General features: G+C 67.0%; 16 protein-coding genes. 11 read left to right on the forward strand and 5 right to left on the reverse strand.

The window, feature by feature from the left end:
• Nucleotides 1–5: 5 nt before the first annotated feature.
• From BIGA_RS05915 to rpiA, 4 genes are all read left to right on the forward strand, one after another.
• Complete coding sequence (locus BIGA_RS05915; protein ID WP_051917169.1) at nt 6–1,211, forward strand: diacylglycerol/lipid kinase family protein; 1,206 nt, start codon at nt 6–8, stop codon at nt 1,209–1,211.
• A gap of 117 nt (nt 1,212–1,328) precedes the next feature.
• A complete protein-coding gene (gene pgm, locus BIGA_RS05920; RefSeq protein ID WP_033505191.1) occupies nt 1,329–3,005 on the forward strand; it encodes a phosphoglucomutase (alpha-D-glucose-1,6-bisphosphate-dependent) in 1,677 nt (558 codons plus the stop codon).
• A 405-nt stretch (nt 3,006–3,410) separates the two neighbouring features.
• Nucleotides 3,411–4,514 (forward strand): ribonuclease H family protein, encoded by a 1,104-nt coding sequence (locus BIGA_RS05925; protein ID WP_033505193.1) that lies wholly within the window; start codon nt 3,411–3,413, stop codon nt 4,512–4,514.
• A 208-nt stretch (nt 4,515–4,722) separates the two neighbouring features.
• Entirely contained in the window at nt 4,723–5,421 is a 699-nt protein-coding gene (rpiA, locus tag BIGA_RS05930; protein WP_033505195.1) for a ribose-5-phosphate isomerase RpiA, read from the forward strand.
• 191 nt (nt 5,422–5,612) lie between these two features.
• Here rpiA and BIGA_RS09320 read toward each other — a convergent pair whose 3' ends face one another.
• Complete coding sequence (locus tag BIGA_RS09320; protein WP_004268639.1) at nt 5,613–5,702, reverse strand: 30S ribosomal protein bS22; 90 nt, start codon at nt 5,700–5,702, stop codon at nt 5,613–5,615.
• Between the two features lie 109 nt (nt 5,703–5,811).
• Nucleotides 5,812–6,426: a hypothetical protein gene (locus tag BIGA_RS05935; RefSeq protein WP_033505197.1), complete on the reverse strand. Its 615-nt coding sequence runs from the start codon at nt 6,424–6,426 to the stop codon at nt 5,812–5,814.
• A gap of 113 nt (nt 6,427–6,539) precedes the next feature.
• Here BIGA_RS05935 and radA point away from each other — a divergent pair, with 113 nt between their 5' ends.
• The 7 genes from radA (at nt 6,540) to BIGA_RS05970 (ending at nt 14,219) form a co-directional block, all read left to right on the forward strand.
• A complete protein-coding gene (radA, locus tag BIGA_RS05940) occupies nt 6,540–7,943 on the forward strand; it encodes a DNA repair protein RadA (protein WP_033505199.1) in 1,404 nt (467 codons plus the stop codon).
• Nucleotides 7,944–7,989: 46 nt separating this feature from the next.
• Complete coding sequence (locus BIGA_RS05945; protein ID WP_033505200.1) at nt 7,990–9,507, forward strand: adenosylhomocysteinase; 1,518 nt, start codon at nt 7,990–7,992, stop codon at nt 9,505–9,507.
• Complete coding sequence (locus BIGA_RS05950) at nt 9,504–10,919, forward strand: amidohydrolase family protein (RefSeq protein WP_051917134.1); 1,416 nt, start codon at nt 9,504–9,506, stop codon at nt 10,917–10,919. The genes BIGA_RS05945 and BIGA_RS05950 overlap by 4 nt, the downstream gene beginning before the upstream one ends.
• A gap of 45 nt (nt 10,920–10,964) precedes the next feature.
• Nucleotides 10,965–11,429, forward strand: coding sequence for a cupin domain-containing protein (locus BIGA_RS05955; RefSeq protein WP_033505202.1), 465 nt, complete (start codon nt 10,965–10,967; stop codon nt 11,427–11,429).
• Nucleotides 11,430–11,575: 146 nt separating this feature from the next.
• Complete coding sequence (locus BIGA_RS05960) at nt 11,576–12,448, forward strand: ABC transporter substrate-binding protein (RefSeq protein ID WP_033505204.1); 873 nt, start codon at nt 11,576–11,578, stop codon at nt 12,446–12,448.
• 116 nt (nt 12,449–12,564) lie between these two features.
• The gene (locus BIGA_RS05965; protein ID WP_033505205.1) at nt 12,565–13,440 is read left to right on the forward strand and encodes an amino acid ABC transporter permease; all 876 of its coding nucleotides are present in this window, start codon (nt 12,565–12,567) and stop codon (nt 13,438–13,440) included.
• A gap of 2 nt (nt 13,441–13,442) precedes the next feature.
• The gene (locus BIGA_RS05970) at nt 13,443–14,219 is read left to right on the forward strand and encodes an amino acid ABC transporter ATP-binding protein (protein ID WP_033505207.1); all 777 of its coding nucleotides are present in this window, start codon (nt 13,443–13,445) and stop codon (nt 14,217–14,219) included.
• Between the two features lie 4 nt (nt 14,220–14,223).
• On the opposite strand, the gene BIGA_RS05975 is transcribed toward BIGA_RS05970, so the two are convergent.
• Genes BIGA_RS05975 through rbfA form a run of 3 tightly spaced genes read right to left on the reverse strand, consistent with a single transcriptional unit; the run spans nt 14,224 to nt 17,149 of the window.
• The gene (locus tag BIGA_RS05975) at nt 14,224–15,483 is read right to left on the reverse strand and encodes a riboflavin kinase (RefSeq protein ID WP_033505209.1); all 1,260 of its coding nucleotides are present in this window, start codon (nt 15,481–15,483) and stop codon (nt 14,224–14,226) included.
• A 41-nt stretch (nt 15,484–15,524) separates the two neighbouring features.
• A complete protein-coding gene (gene truB, locus BIGA_RS05980) occupies nt 15,525–16,580 on the reverse strand; it encodes a tRNA pseudouridine(55) synthase TruB (protein WP_033505211.1) in 1,056 nt (351 codons plus the stop codon).
• Entirely contained in the window at nt 16,577–17,149 is a 573-nt protein-coding gene (gene rbfA / locus BIGA_RS05985; RefSeq protein WP_033505212.1) for a 30S ribosome-binding factor RbfA, read from the reverse strand. The genes truB and rbfA overlap by 4 nt, the downstream gene beginning before the upstream one ends.
• Between the last annotated feature and the right edge of the window lie 149 nt (nt 17,150–17,298).

Below are 17,298 nucleotides of genomic sequence, written 5' to 3' on the forward strand. Positions count from 1 at the left end.
GAACCATGCCTGAACCAGTCCTCACCACCGCCATCGTCGTCGCCGTCATCGCGGCGGTCGCGCTGATCATCACCGCCGTCCTGACCATGCTCAAGGACCGCAGGCGGCGCAAATTGGCCGAAACCCTGGTGGAGCGCCGCGAGGACGAGGTGCATTACGCGTTCATCATCAACCCCTCCAAACCGCAGGCCGACCAGTACCGCGAGCACATCAAGGCGTTCTGCGAGGCGCACAACCTGCATGAGGTGCAGTTCATCGACACCCAGCTGGACAAGAGCGGCCGCGTCTGCGCGCAGGAGGCGCTGGAGGGCGGCGCCGACGTGGTGGTGGCCGTGGGCGGCGACGGCACGGTGCGCACGGTGGCGAGCGCGCTGTCCGGCACCGGGCATGCGCTGGGCATCGTGCCGATCGGCACCGGCAATCTGTTCGCCCGCAATATGGGCATCCCCGTGGATGATGTGGATGCGGCGCTGACCGTGGCCACGTCGCACGGCTCGAAGCTGGTGGATATGGGCCGTCTGACGATCCTGGACAACGAGGAGGAGGATCACGGCCACGCGTTCCTGATCATTGCCGGCCTGGGCTTCGACGCGCAGATGATCGACGACACCGATCCCGAACTCAAGAAGAACATCAGCTGGCTGGCCTACTTCGTGGGCGCGTTCAAGCACCTGTTCGCGCCGAAATACCGCGGCAGCGTCTCCATCACCAGCGCGGACGGCTCCACCCACACGCGCACCAAGCTCACCTTCCGCACCCTGATGGCCGGCAACTGCGGCCAGATCCCCGGGTTCTCGCTGATGCCCGAAGCCAAGTGGGACGACGGCATCCTCGATTTCGAGATCATCGACACCACGGGCGGTCTGATCGGCTGGGCCAACCTGTTCGGCGACGTGCTCCACCAGACGGTGACCGGCAAGGCCCAGCAGAGCCCGCTGTCCACCAATTCCACCGTGGACCAGATCCAGGGCGTCAGCGCCGAGGTGCGTCTGGAGAAGCCCGCCCTGGCGGAAGTGGACGGCGACATCCTGCGCGAGACCAGCCATATCCGGTTCACCGTGGAACGGCAGGCGCTCACCGTGCGCGTGCCGGAGGGCACACCGTCGACGTCGAACGACCGCACCCCTGATGCCGATGCCACTCCCGGCGCGAACGCATCCGATGACGCCGCGGCCGCCGCAGTCGAGGCGGATACGCCCGTCTCCGCTTGACCTCCGGGCGACATCGGGATGAACGACGCGTGAAATTCCATACCATTCGTCAGACGAAACGCACAATTTGCGACAACGGTGCCCCGACAACCCGCCAAAACGTGGCACAATGGGGTCATGGTAGCAAATAATGCGGGTATGCCCGCCACCCCAGCAGATCTGATCAATGTCGACGAAGTCATTGGCAAGTACTATGACCTTGTCCCCGATCCGTCCGTCGCCGAGCAGCGCGTCTCCTTCGGCACCTCCGGCCACCGCGGATCGTCCCTGAAGACCTCGTTCAACGAGGCCCACATCGTGGCCATCACCCAGGCCATCGCCGAATACCGCAAGACCCAGGGCGTCACCGGTCCGCTGTACATCGGCCGCGACACCCACGCCCTGTCCGAGCCGGCATGGAAGACCGCCATCGAGGTGCTCGTCGCCAACGGCGTGCGCGTGCGCATCGATTCGCGCGACGACTTCACCCCCACCCCGGTCGTCTCCCAGGCCATCCTGACCCACAACCGCGCGGCCGACGGCACACAGCGGTTCTCCGGCGAGGATTTGGCCGACGGCATCGTGGTCACCCCGTCGCACAACCCGCCCACCGACGGCGGCTTCAAGTACGACCCGCCGACCGGCGGCCCGGCCCCGGCCGAGGCGACCAACGCCATCGCCGCGCGCGCCAACGAACTGCTCGGTGATTACAAGAACGTCAAGCGCGTCCCGTTCGAGCAGGCCGTCAAGTCCGATCTGGTCGAACGTTTCGACTACCGCGACCACTACGTCTCCGACCTGGGCAACGTCATCGATTTCGACGTGATCCGCTCCTCGGGCGTGCGTCTGGGCATCGACCCGCTCGGCGGCGCGTCGGTGAACTACTGGCCGCTGATGAACGAGAAGTACGGCCTGACGATCGACGTGGTGCGCCCCGAGGTCGATCCGACCTGGAGCTTCATGACCATCGACCACGACGGCAAGATCCGCATGGACCCGAGCTCAACCTACGCCATGAAGGGTCTGGTCGACGAGCTCAACGCCGGCGCGTGGGAGAAGTACGACCTGGTCGGCGGTACCGATCCGGATGCCGACCGCCACGGCATCGTCTGCCCGAACTGGGGCGTGATGAACCCGAACCACTACATCGCCGTGTGCGTGGAGTACCTGTTCGGCGGCAACCGTCCGGGCTGGCCGGAGGGCGCCGGCATCGGCAAGACCCTGGTCTCCTCCTCGCTGATCGACCGCGTGGCCGCTTCCATCGGCGCCAAGCTGGTCGAGGTGCCGGTCGGCTTCAAGTGGTTCGTGGACCCGCTGTTCAAGGGCGAGGTGGCCTTCGGTGGCGAGGAGAGCTCCGGCATGAGCTTCCTGCGCATGGACGGCCGCGTGTGGACCACCGACAAGGACGGCCTGATCCCCGACCTGCTGGCCGCCGAGATCACCGCCAAGACCGGCAAGAACCCGGCCCAGCTGCATCAGGAGCAGGTCGAGCGTTTCGGCGAGAGCTGGTACAAGCGCGTCGACACCCCGACCACGCTTGAGCAGAAGGCCAAGTTCGCGGCCCTGTCCGGCGAGGACGTGACCGCCACCCAGCTGGCAGGCGAGGACATCGAGGCCAAGCTGACCGAGGCGCCGGGCAACGGCGCGAAGATCGGCGGTCTGAAGGTGGTGACCAAGGACAACTGGTTCGCGGCCCGCCCGTCCGGCACCGAGAACATCTACAAGGTGTACGCCGAGTCCTTCGTCTCCCCCGAGGCGCTGGACAAGGTGCTCGACGAGGCCACCGAGGTGGTCGACAAGGCGCTCGGCGAGTAATCGCCCTCTCGGCAAAACCGTGAAGGAGGGGCGTTCCCGGCAGGGAGCGCCCCTTTATCTATGGTCGCCGGTCCTCACATGATATGGCGGACATGCCCAGTGTGGTACGGAATCCTCAATCCCTTGCCCCGGGGCTTCCGTACCGCACCGCCGTGGTACAAAACCACCAATATCCCGCTTGAGGAATTCCGTACCGTACCACACGAGATTCTCAGGGGAGGAATCCCTGGAATTCCAACGTTCTCTGAAACGAATTGAGCTTGTGGTACGGTACGAAACACCAAAAAGCCACATTTATTGATTGTGTACCACAGCCATGAGGTACGCACCACCCAGAACGCGTCTTGAATGGCCCGTGCTACAACATCAAGAGGCCGCTCCGCACCTTGCCTTAGGGTGGGACGCATGACGATTACGGTTTCCACGGACGGTTCGGCGCTCGGCAATCCCAATGGGCCGATGGGCTGGGCATGGGCCGACCATACGCCGCACGCCGGCGGGCAGCCCGGGCATGAGCACCCCGGCGACTGCGACGCGGGCGGCGCCACGAACGGCACCAACCAGATCGGCGAGCTGTGCGCCGTGCTGGAGGCGCTGCGCGCGCACCCGGGCAGCGAGCCACTGGTCATCGAAACCGATTCGCAGTACGCGATCAACTGCTCGACCAAGTGGGTGCACGGCTGGAAGCGGAACGGCTGGAAGAACAGCCAGAAGAAGCCAGTCAAGAACGCCGCGCTCATCAAGGCCATCGATGCCGAACTGTCCAAGCGTGCCGGTTCGGTCAAGTTCGTGTGGGTCAAGGGGCACGCCGGCAACGCCGGCAACGAGAAGGTCGACGAGCTGGCCCGCACGTACGCCGCGGACTGCCGCAGCAAGGCCAGGGACGGCTACCTGCCGAAGGAGGGATGGCAGTCGCTGATGTCCTCCGAGTACGCGGATGGACTCGATGTCCCCGGCGACGCGCAGATGCTGCTCGACGGGGCCATCAGCGACGCCGACTACCATCTGGGCCGCGGCTCGCAGGATGATGACGGCGAGTCCCGGCATGCGACGAACCACGACCGACGCCCGTCGCTGGCCGAGATGCTGACCGAACCTGAGGGGGTGCCGGACTACCCGTTCGCCGAGAACACGGACGACACGATCAATACCGCCACAACCGACACCGCCACAACCGATTCATCGCCAGAGGCAGACGAAGCCACCGCCGTTACGGCCCGAACCGCCGATGACGCGAACCGGACCGCCAACGAGTCCCCCCAGACCGCAGGACATGGCGCGACACCCGACCCCTCCCCCACGCCGACCTCCGGCGGAGCAACCGCGCAACGTTCCCGGTCCGGGCTTACGGTCTCCGGCACGCTGCGGTTCTCGCCGCCGCCCGCCTCCTCCCCCACCTACAATGGGTCGCCGCGATTCATCCGCGGCGTCATCGAGGTCGAGGGATACGTGCAGGGCGACGGCACGCTCACGCTGGACGAAGCCGTCTTCCGGGTGCGGCGCGGCTGACCATGCCTGCGGACGCGCCTCATTCCATGCCACCAGCCACGCGCCTCATCCGTTCCCGTCTCCGTCGTCATCGGATATGCCATTCATGCAGCCGATCGGACGAATCATCGCAAACGTATGCATCGCGGCGCAACATCCGATACTATGGGGTACTGAGCTTCGGACCGTGTCGGGGTCCGGGGGAGAGTATCCGCCGAAGGAGCAGATTATGGATAAGGCACAGCAGGATGCGCTGAAGAAGGCGGCCGGCATCGAAGCCGCCAAGCTGATCGAGAACGGCATGATCGCCGGCCTGGGCACGGGTTCCACCGTTCGGTTCCTGGTTGACGAGCTCGGTCGCCGCGTGCAGGAAGAGGGCCTGCAGTTCACTGGCGTCACGACTTCCCGCCGCACCCAGGAGCAGGCCGAGAGCTACGGCATCAAGATCGTGGACATCGACGATGTGGACCACATCGATGTGACCATTGACGGCGCCGACGAGGTGGACAACAACTTCAACGGCATCAAGGGCGGCGGTGCCGCGCTGCTGTGGGAGAAGATCGTGGCCGTCAACTCCAACAAGATCGTCTGGATCGTGGACGAATCCAAGATCGTGGACACCATCGGCAAGTTCCCGCTGCCGGTCGAGGTCATCCCGTTCGGCGCCGGCCAGGTGGTCAAGAAGTTCGAGGCCCGCGGCTACAAGCCGGTGCTGCGCCTGGACGCCGACGGCCAGCCGGTGCGCACCGACGAGAACAACTATGTAGTGGACCTGCACCTGGAGCGCATCGACCACCCGAAGGAGCTCGCCGAGGACCTGATCACCACCGTGGGCGTGGTGGAGCACGGCCTGTTCCTCAACATGGTCGATACGGTGATCGTGGGTGACCCGAACGGCCCGCGCGTGCTGACCAACTCCAACAAGTAAGGCCCAGCGCCCCGGACTCTGATCCATCGCAGCCGTGAGACAGCCGTACATTGGGCGGAATGCCAACGGTTGACGACTTGCATCACAGTCACGATGGATCAGAGTCCGCGAAGGACGGCTCGGGCACAGATACGGAAAAACCCCGCAGGATTCTGCGGGGTTTTCTGATGCTCATCGAGCTCAGCTCAAGACTACTTGCGCTGGTGACGAGTCTTACGCAGCAGTTTGCGGTGCTTCTTCTTGCTCATCCGCTTGCGGCGCTTCTTGATGACCGAACCCATCTTGAGCCTCCGTTCCTAGTTATCGTAAAGATTGCAACTTGCCCAATAGTACACTGCTTCGGGGACTTTGCCTAACGGCGCCCGCGTCGCATCCTCAATTACGGCGGGATTACAGCGGGAACTCCATGTAGAAATCGACGACCGAATCCTTGGCGCCGGTCGCTTGGAACACCACCGTATCGTTCTGCCACACCGCCACCGCCTTGGTGTCATCGGCGGCATCTAGCTTGGCCACATAGTTGCCCTTGGTCTCCCCTGACACCTTGACCTCGCCGGAGCCCAGCTCCTCGCCGGTCAGGGCGCCGGCCAGCGCGTCATACTGCGTCTTGGCCGCATCGGCCGTGGACCACTGCGCCGCGATCAGCGTGACGTCCTCGGCAGTCTGGCCGGTGGAGTACGTCATCGTGTACTCCTCCAGCGGCGTGGAGGATCCCCAGCTGGTACTGGCGGCGGCCGCGGTACGCGCGAAATTCAGCACGCTGTCGGGCATCGCCTTGAGCAGCTCGGTGGCGTCCTCCGGCAACGCGACGGCATCGATGCTCGGCGTCTTCGGACGCTCCGGAGCGGTCTGCTGCGTCTGCGCGTCCGACTGACCGTCATCGTGACGAATAGCCCAGCCCGGCCATACGAACGCCGAGAGCGCCGCCAGGATGATCACCACCGCCGCGGCCACGACCACGGCGATCAACTTGCCATGAGAAGAGGAACCTTGAGTATTCGACATGCTCCCGATTCTCTCACAGCGGCATGACGCGCCGCCGGGGAGTCCCACGGTTTTGCCCCGGAACGGCACAACCGGCCGCACACCTTGTCTGCGAACACCGATAGCGTCGAGATATGGCGAAGACCTCGACGCAGTACGTATGCTCCGAATGCGGATGGAACGGCCCCAAATGGTATGGCCGCTGCCCCGAATGCGGCCAGTGGGGCACGGTGGAGGAATTCCGCGAGTCGAGGCCCGCCGCCGGCACGCGCACGGCCGCGCCCGGGCGCACCTCGCGCACCACGGCGCTTCATGTCGGGGACGGCACCGCCACGCCGATCACCGAGGTCGGCACCGAATCCGTCCATCGCCTGCCCACCGGGTTCGGCGAATTCGACCGGGTCCTCGGCGGCGGCATCGTGCCCGGATCGGTCACGCTTGTCGCAGGAGAACCCGGCATCGGCAAATCCACCCTGCTGCTGCAGACCGCCGGCGCCGTGGCCAAGCGGCATCCGGATCGCACCGTGCTGTATCTGTCCGGCGAGGAGTCCCAAGCGCAAGTGCGCATGCGGGCCACACGCATCGACGCGGTGACCCCGAATCTGCTGCTGGCCTCCACCACCGATCTGGCGACCGTGCTGGGGCTGATCGAGCGGGAGCACCCGGCGCTGGCCATCGTCGATTCGGCGCAGACCATCGTCTCCCAGGAGGTCGATGGCATCTCCGGCGGCTCCACGCAGGTGCGCGAGGTGGCGAGCGCCTTGATCGACACGGCCAAAAGCCTGGACGTGCCGGTGCTGCTGGTCGGGCATGTGACCAAGGACGGGTCGATCGCCGGGCCGCGCACGCTGGAGCATCTGGTGGATGTGGTCTGCCAGTTCGAGGGCGACGCCCAGACCGCCCTGCGCATGCTGCGTGCGGTGAAGAACCGCTTCGGCCCGACTGACGAGGTAGGCTGCTTCGATATGAGCGGCGAGGGCGTGGCGGAGGTGGCCGACCCCTCCGGGTTGTTCCTGTCCGATGCCGAGACGCCGGTGGAGGGCACCTGCGTGACGTTCACGCTGGACGGGCATCGTTCGCTGCCGATCGAGGTGCAGGCGTTGGTGACGAATTCGGTGCTGCCGACGCCGCGGCGTGCGGTCAACGGCGTGGACACGAACCGCATCGCGATGCTGGTGGCCGTGCTGTACCGGCACGGACGGATCAATCTGCTGGGCAACGACCTGTATGTGTCCACGATCGCCGGCGGGGTGGCGAAGGAGCCCGCCTGCGATCTGGCGATTGTGGCGGCGTTGGCGAGCGCGGCGCGTTCCCGTCCGATTCCGCGCACAACCTGCGCGATCGGCGAGATCAGCCTGACCGGGCAGGTACGGCCCGCGCCGCGGTTGGAGCAGCGGCTGCGCGAGGCGGCTCGGCTCGGCTTCACGACGGCCGTGGTGCCCAGATTGCGGCGCGGGAACAGGATTCCCGGGCTACAACTGGTGGAGGTGGACACGCTGCGGGACGCATTGGAGGCGTTGGGGTTGACCGGACGGTAGCCGCCGCCGGCGATGTCGCCGTAACGGGATGGTTATGATGTCACTCATGGCATTGGGTTTTCTTGGCGCGGATGATTGGGATTTCGCCACGTGGGCGGCCGAGGTGTCCCAGCGTACGAACCGTTCGCTGGCCGGCCGCCGTGTTGTGATGCCGGACGACGGGGAGCCGGCCGTTGAACGGTTCCGATTGCAGGCTGCACAGTGGGGTATGGTGCCCACCCCCGACGACGCGACGTGCACGGACGACCTGTTAAAAGCCGGTGAGGCGCCGCTCGACCCGTCTGCCCCCGTTGGGGGGCTGTTCGATTCCCGTCACGCCGACGGCGTGGAGGCGATGGATGCCGCGCAGGCGCATATGCCGGTGACCGCCGCACTGCTGGACGAGCTGACCCGCGAAACGGACCTGCATGGCGTACGCATTGCGGTCTGCCTGATCCTGGAACCGAAGACGGCCGTGCTGCTGCGGCTGCTGAAGGCCGCGGGCGCCACAGTGGGCGTATTCTGCGAGCCGGAATCCACCGATCAGCGTGTGGCCGATCAGCTGCGTCGGGAAGGGATCACAGTCCAGGCCGATGCGGGGTGGACCGCCGAACAGGCGCATCAGGGGGCGCTGCGGCTGCTGGATGAAATCCGCCCGCAGATCATCATCGACGACGGCGCGAGCTTCGCCCGACTCGCCGCGCTCGAACGGCCGGAGCTGCTGGACGGCCTGATCGGCGTATCCGAGGAGACCACAAGCGGCGTCCGCGCGTTCCAGGCCATGCAGAATGCCGGGGCGCTGACGTTCCCGGTCATCGCGGTCAACGACAGCATCCTGAAAACCGGATTCGACAACACGCACGGTACCGGCGAGACCTGTGTGACCACCATGCAGGACATCCTCGGTGCCCACGCGTTCGAGGGGGCGCGGGTGGCGGTGGTCGGCTACGGGCCGGTCGGCCGCGGCTTCGCCCTGCGCGTCCGCGCGCTCGGTGCACGGGTCGCCGTCTGCGACACCGACCCCGTGGCCGCTCTGCAGGCCGTATTCGACGGATTCGCCGCAACGGATATCGACGAGGCACTGGCCGACGCGGACATCGTCGTCTCGGCCACCGGCGTGCGGCACACCATCGCGTTGGAACACCTCCAGCGCATGCGGCAGGGGGCGGCGCTGGCCGTCATCGGCGGCATCGCCAACGAGATCGCCCTGGACGACATCCCGGACTTCCGCAGCGAGACCGGATGCCGCATCCGCGACCTGGCCGTACCCGATGGTCCGGTCATCCGGCTGCTGGCCGAGGGCGACGGCGTCAACTACACGGCCGGCGGCGGCAACCCGATCGAGATCATGGACCTGAGCTTCGCCGTGCAGGTGTCGGCCGTCACGCACCTGTGGCGCACGAGGGGCACCCTCCGCCCCGGACTGCACCGACTGGACGCCGACGCGGACCGCCGCATCGCCGCCGTCGCCCTGTCCGTGCGCGGGTTCAGCGTCAGCCATGCCGTAGCGGAGAACGGATACGACTGGACGATGACCCGGTTCGCGGAAACCGAACGCCGATCGCAGACGCAGGAGGGGCAGTGAACATCCACGACCCGTTGTACGCCGCGGCGCATCCCGAGCCGCTCACGCAGGTCACGCTGTATTCGGCGCCCCTGATCATCCCGGTCACCGGACCGGTCATCCTCAACGGCACCATCGCCGTGTCCGGCAGCAGGGTGGTGCACGTCGGCACCCGTCGTTGGGTGTGGGACACCCTCGAATCCGAACTGGCCGCCGGCGCCCGCGTGGAGGAACGCCACTGGCACGGCGTCATCACCCCCGGCCTGGTCAACGCGCACACCCATCTGCAGTACACGGTGATGGCCGAGGTGGGGCGCGGAACGTACGGCGGCTTCCACGATTGGGAGCGCGCGTTCGACGACGTCTACGACGGGCTGGACGGCAACGTGTGGCGCGATTCGGCCCGAGCCGGCGCGCGCATGATGGTTCAGGCCGGCACCACGGCGGCAGCCGACATCGTGACCGACCCGGAGGCGGCCGACGCGCTCGCCTCGCAAGGCATGCACGGCGTGGCCTACTGGGAGGTCATGAACTGGCGCAACAGCGATTGGAAAACCGCCGGCATCAGCGAACTGGTCGGGCATCTGGGCACGATGCGGCAGGAGGGCCTGCCCAGCATCGGCATCAGCCCGCACGCCCCGTACACCCTAGAGACCGCGCCGTTCGTGGACCTGCCCGACATCGCCCGCCAGCTGGACATGCGCCTGCACATCCACCTGGCCGAAACGCCGATGGAGGCCGGCGCGGACACCGACGACCTGACCATCTATTCGGCCGCGGCCTGGCGTGACCGGCATTGGACCAGCTACACCGAGCTCAAACGCGAGGGGCTCAACGCCTCCGCCATCCAGTTCCTCGACCAGCTCGGATCCCTGGGCCCCGATGTGCACATCGCCCACGGTGTGTGGGCGAGCGCCGAAGACCGGCGGATCCTGCGCCAGCGCGGGGTCGGCGTGGCGTTGTGCCCCCGGTCGAACCGCATCACGGTCACCGGCAAGGACGCGCCTGTGCGCGCCTACCTGGAGGAGGGCAACCTGCTGGCCATCGGCACCGACTCGCTGTCCAGTTCCCCCAGCCTGGATGTGCTCGACGACGCGGCCATGCTCTACGACCTGGCGCGGGCGCAGGGCTACCGGGCCAACGACCTGTCCCACCGCATCATCCGCATGCTCACCATCGGCGGCGCGCAGGAGATGGGCATGCACGTGGGCGCCGGCCGCATCGGCCAGGTCAACGCCGGCGCCACCGCCGACCTGGCATTCTTCGACATCCCCGTCGACATCGCCTCCCCGGCCGGCATCGAAACCACCATCGAAACCCTGGTCCGGCACGGCGCCGGCACCAACCGGGCCACCGTCATCTCCGGTCGCCTCGTCTACAACCACGGCGCCTTCAGCGCGCCCAGCGACGAGACGGCCGACCCGCGCGCCTGACACAACGCCGGCGCGCACCCACCCACAGCATGAAAGGACATCCCGATGAGCGTATCCCTCACTGACATGAGCCCCTATGCCCGGTCCGTCGTCGAACGGCTCGGCCTCGAACCCCATCCTGAAGGCGGCTGGTACGTGCGCGACTGGCAGTCGCCGATCAACGACCAGTCCGGACGCAGGCCGCTGTCGTCGCTGATCTACTTCCTGCTGGCCGAAGGCGACGCCAGCGCCTGGCACAAGGTCGACGCCGACGAGATCTGGCTGTGGCACGGCCCCGCGCCGGTCACCATCGAGATGGCCGGCAGCGGCGAGGCCCCGGACGAGACCGCCGTCCGCACCGTCGTGCTCGGCACCGGCATCGCCGCGTCCGAGGACGGCGACGCCGCACCCGTCGGCCATCTGGTCATCCCCGCGGGCGTCTGGCAGCGCACCGTGCCGGGTGCCGGCGACGCGCTCGTCTCCTGCGTGGTCAGCCCCGGTTTCGAATTCGCCGGGTTCACCCTGCAGTAGCCGCAGACATCGCGCTGATAACCGGCTATCGGCAAAACCGATGACCGGACGGTTCCCTCTGGCCAAACGGCGTCCTAGTATACGTAAGGACGCAGGCATTGCCAACCATATCGAGTTCACAACCATATCGAGTTCAGGAGAGTGACATGACCATTTCCGGCAAGCAGTTCATCCGCGGCGCCGCCGCGACGCTCAGCATCGCCGCGCTCGCGCTGACCGCCGCGTGCGGCTCCGACACCGCGCAGGACGCCGCCGACAACACCCAGGCGAACAGCGGCGATCTGACGCAGCAGACCGTGACCCCGGGCAAGCTGACCATCGCCACCGGCGATCCGGCGTATGAGCCGTGGGTGCTCAACGACGATCCGGAGTCCGGCGAAGGCTATGAGGCGGCCGTGGCGTACGCGGTGGCCGAGCAGCTCGGCTTCGACGCCGACGACGTGGTGTGGACCCGCACGACCTTCGACGCGGCCATCGCCCCCGGCCCGAAGGACTGGGATATGAACATCCAGCAGTTCGGCATCACCGACGAGCGCAAGCAGGCCGTCGACTTCTCCTCCGGCTACTACAAGGACACCCGCGCCGTGATCGTCAAGAAGGACGGCAAGTTCGCGAACGCGACCTCGCTCGCCGACCTGAAGGATGCCGTGGTCGGCGCCACCGTGGGCACGCAGGGCTACACCTACGCCAAGGAGAAGATCAACGACAACGTGCAGACCTTCAACGACGACGCCTCGCTGGCCCAGGCGCTGGACGCCGGACAGATCGACGCGCTGGTGGCCGACACCACCGTGTGCGTGTACATGGTGCAGTCCGGCCAGGTGGCGGACGGCGTGGTGATCGGCCGCATCGCCGGCTCCGAGGACAAGGACGGCATGGGCATCGTGCTGCCGAAGGATTCGCCGCTGACCGAGGCCACCACCAAGGCCGTGGACGATCTGGAGGCCGACGGCACGCTGCAGAAGCTGCAGGACCAGTGGCTCGCCGAGTACACCTCCGACCTGCCCGAACTCGCCTGACGGCCCAGTTCGACGCACCCGGGACCTGATGCAACGGCCGGACGCCTTCGGTGCGCCCGGCCGTTGCGTATCGTCCCCCCGCATACTTGTTACGCCAACGAATTAGAGTAGGAACCATGAGTCTTCCCTCCCCTTCCCCCGTTGCCGGGGCGGCGTCGGTCAGCGACGTCGAACTGGACCGCCGCGCCTGGCGGCGCAAACGGCAGTTGCGGTCCGTGGCGATCAGCATGCTCAGCACGGTGGTGTTGGCCCTGGTGGTTGTGGTGGGTCTGCAGATGTCCCCCGGATGGCCGCATGTCAAGGAGACGTTCTTCTCCGCCGAATACTTCGCCAAATGCTTTCCCGAAGTGCTGGACGGCCTGTGGCTGAATCTGCGGATCCTGATCGTGGCCGTAATCGGTGTGGCAATCCTGGCCACGCTGATTGCGCTGATCCGTACCAGCCGCAACCCGGTAATGTTCCCGTTGCGCGTCATCGCCGCCGTCTACACCACCGTGATGCGCGGCATCCCGATGATCGTGCTGCTGTACCTGATCGGCTTCGGCATCCCCGGCCTGGGGTTGTTCGGGCGCATCGATCCGGCCATCCTGGGCACGATCGCGATCGTGCTCGGGTATGCGGCCTATGTGGCCGAGGTGCTGCGCGCCGGCTTCAACGACGTGCATCCCTCGCAGCGCGCCTCCGCCCGCTCCCTGGGCCTGACCGCCGGGCAGACCACCTGGCTGGTGGTGATCCCGCAGGCGCTGCGCAAGGTGACGCCGGCGCTGATGAACGATTTCATCTCGATGCAGAAGGATGTGGGCCTGATCTCCGTGCTGGGCGCGGTGGACGCCGTGCGCGCCGCGCAGATCGAGGTGGCCAGCTCGTACAACTTCACCCCGTATGTGGTGGCCAGCCTGCTGTTCATCCTGATGAGCGTGCCGTTCATCCTGCTGAGCGACTGGTATTCCGAGCGTCTGCGCAGGCGCGAACAGAGCGGAGGTGTGGTGTGAGCATGACGGCTACCGTTTCCGAAACCAGGCAGGCCTTCGACGAGGCGCCGGTGGTGCTGCGGCTGGACAACATCCGCAAATCCTTCGGCGACGCCCATGTGCTGAACGGCATCTCCTTCGACATCCATCAGCATGAGGTGGTGGCGCTGCTGGGCCCGTCCGGTTCCGGCAAGTCCACGCTGATGAAATGCGTGAACCTGCTCGAACAGGTGGATGACGGGCAGATCTGGCTGAACGGCACCGACATCACCGATCCCCGCGCGGACCAGGATGCCATCCGCGCCCGCATCGGCGTGGTGTTCCAGCAGTTCAACCTGTTCCCGCATATGTCGGTGATCAGGAACGTGACCCTGGCCGCCCGCAAGGTGCACCATTGGAGCAAGGACCGCGCCGAGGCGCGCGCGTTGGAACTGCTCGACCGCATCGGCATGCGGGCCAAGGCCGGCGCCTACCCCGACCAGCTCTCCGGCGGCCAGCAGCAGCGTGTGGCCATCGCCCGTGCGCTGATGACCAATCCCGAGCTGCTGCTGCTGGACGAGATCACCTCCGCGCTGGACCCGATGCTGGTCGGCGAGGTGCTGGACATGGTCTCCGAGTTGAAGGAGCAGGGCACCACCATCCTGATGGCCACGCACGAGATGAGCTTCGCCCATGATGCGGCGGACCGCATCGTGTTGCTGCGCCGCGGCGTGATCGCCGAGAACGGCACCCCGAGGGAGGTTATGGACGAATCCCGGAATCCGGAAACCCGGGAGTTCTTCAGCCACTTCCGCAGCTGAACTCCTACGCGGTTAGACGCCTGGTCTGGTCCACGTAGGAGTTCAGGGCGTCGATCAGCTGGTCGACGCCGTCGTAGCGGACCATCGGGTGCAGGAACCCCGCGAATTCGACGCGCACGAGGTGCCCATACAGGTCCAGCCAGGAACCGTCCTCGGTGATTGCATAGGCCTCGGCCACACGCTCGTGCAGGCCGGTCTGCTCGCTGAACGTCGGCTTGGTGCCGATCGAGATCGCCGCGGGCCAACGGTACGGGGAATCGGCGGCGCATCGCGCGCTCACGCCACGGTCGTCATACGGGTGCAGCTTGGCCGCGGGTTCCTCGGCGCCCGCGGCATCCGGGCCAGCCTGGTCCGATGCCAATCCGAAGGATTCCCCAGGCCCCAGATCGACCAGCCATCCGGCATACACGCCATCCACCGGCAGATAGCCGTCCAGCCGCTCCCCCAGATTCGCGGTCGGGAATCCGAGCGTACGGCCCCGCTCCTCGCCGTGCACCACCACGCCCTCGACGGCATGCGGACGCCCCAGGATCGCATTCGCATCCTTGATGCGGCCGTGCCCGAGCAGATACCGCACATTTGTGGAGCTCCAGGCGCGGGTCCTGCGCCCCTGATGCCGCTTGCTCCACGCGCGCAGCTGCGCCTTGGTCATGCCGGAGGTCGGGTCCTGCGGCTCCCCCGGCTCCGTGGGCGCCTCCGGCCGCGCATCGGCCGGGATACGCACCTCGCCGGGTCCGCGGTCGTCCACCACCACCAGCTCGAATACGCCGGTGGCCTGCGCCAGCGTGTCGATCGCCTTGATCGTGCCCTCGCGGTTGTTGCCCATCGCGGCGTCGGCGCCCAGCACCAGCGTGCGCATGCCCACGCGGCCGACCATCTGCCCCAGGAAGAACCGGTAGGACTTCGCCGCGAACGCCAGCGAATACCGGACCTGCAGCACCACGTCCACGCCCAGGTCCCGCATGATGCGCAGCCGCTGATCCGTGCCAGTCAGCGCCTCCACATCCACGGCGTCCGCCGGCAGCTCGGCGCCATCGTGCTCGGCCGCATAGCGATGCACCAGTCCGGGGCGCGGATCGAACAGCACCACCACGGCAAACGAATCGGTCTGCCGCGCCAGTTCCACCACCTTGCCGATCACCGCGCAATGCCCCTGGTGCATGCCGTCGAACACGCCGACGGTCACCACGGCCTTGCGGTCGGGGCTGAGTGCGGGCCAATCGACCTGCCCGTTGTCATCGGGGGTCAACGTCTTGATGTCCATAATCGTCCTTTGCTGTTCAAGCGCGGTACCGGCTCGGCACCCTACTCTACCGGGAATACGGTGACGGGTTTGGCCATGCCTCGGCCGCACGGCTCCACAATGGCCACGAGGTCGTGGCGCTCCGGCATCACCGCGGCCAGCCGCCCGCCACGGGGCGTCGTCCCCGCAACACGGATGCGGCGTCCGAACCGCAGGTCGGCGGCCTGGGCGTCGGATACCTCGATCACCGGCATCGCAGCGGAGGCCGCCTCGACCATCGGCAGCGCACGGGCGGCCAGTTCGTCGCCGGAGACGTCGAGCACGGCTCGGCTGCGGGTCACGGTCTGCCCGTCGCGGGTGGTGAACGTGCGCTGTTCGGTGTGCGCCGTCACCGTACGCGGATCATCGGCACGATACCGACCGACTCGGGTGCGGCGCAGACGGGTCAGGTGCCCGCCGACGCCCAGCGCCTCACCCAGATCGCGGGCGAGGGCGCGGATGTAGGTGCCGGCCGAGCAGGCGACGCGCACATCCACATCCAACACGGGCACCGAACCGTCGCGGGATTCGTCGTCCCCCGGCGTACGTCCCTCCAGAGCATCGCCGGACCGGTCTTCGCCGGACGCAACCAGCACCGGCCGGGCGTCGAGCACCGCGAACTCGTGGATGGTGACCGGGCGGGCCTTGAGCCGCACCTCCTGGCCGTCACGGGCCAGGTCGTAGGCGCGCTGGCCGTTAATCTTGATGGCCGAATACGCGTTCGGCACCTGTTCGATCGTTCCGGTGAATCGCGCGTCGACCACCGCCTGCAGCGCCTCACGGGACATGGCCGGAGCCGGGCGCGTCGAGACGATCTCGCCGTCGGCGTCATCGGTGGTGGTGCGCTGGCCGAGCCGGATCGTGGCCTCGTAGGTCTTGTCATGCTCGACGATGACGTTCAGCAACCGCGTGGCGTTGCCGAATCCGACAACGAGCACGCCGGTGGCCATCGGGTCGAGCGTGCCGGCGTGCCCGACACGTTTCATATGCAGGGCGCCGCGCACGGCGGCCACGATGTCATGGCTGGTGACGCCCTGCGGTTTGTCGACGATCAGCAGACCCGAATCCGTCAAGGTCACGCCTCGTCCGATACGTCGGAGTCGCCGGACACCGCGCCGCCCAGGTCGATGTCGTCGAGATCGTCCCAGTCGTCATCCTCGGACTCGTCGTCCCAGTCTGCATCCTCATCCAGATCGGCGTCCTCGTCACGGGGTTCGGGGTGCTTGTACGGGTCGGCGTCGCCGGCGTACTGGGCGGTCTCGCGGGCCTTGGCCAGCTCCTCGTCGCGCTTGCGGGCCATGGCCAGGATGTCCTCGATCTCGTGGGCCTCGCCCGGCACCTCGTCGAAGATGAACTGCAACTGCGGGGTCAGGCGCAGGCCGGCCTTGGTGCCGACCAGCGAGCGCAGGCGGCCCTTGGCTTGGTTCAGCGCCTCCTGGGCGCGTTTGCGTTCGCCCTGTTCCTTGCCGGCGTGGCCGAGCTGGGTCCAGTAGACCTTGGCCAGCTGCAGATCGTTGGTCACGCGGACCTCGGTGATCGTCACGTTCGCCAGGCGCTTGTCATGCAGCTGGGCCTCCATCGAGGAGGCGATGACGCGCTGGATCAGCGCCGCGATGCGTGCGGCGCGGGGGTTGGTTCCTGAAGGCATGGTGTTCCTCGTTGTTCTCGTCCGTCAATCCGGCCCGGCCGGCGTCGTCCCGTGGCCGGTCGTGTGTTCCGATGTTCCATCGTCGCACATCCCACGGTCATTGGCCCCGCCCACGGCGGCCCGTACGCCCGGGGAAAACGCGGCGGGCG

The sequence above is a fragment of the Bifidobacterium pullorum subsp. gallinarum genome (genome assembly GCF_000741215.1).
Taxonomy (GTDB): Bacteria; Actinomycetota; Actinomycetes; order Actinomycetales; family Bifidobacteriaceae; genus Bifidobacterium; species Bifidobacterium pullorum_B.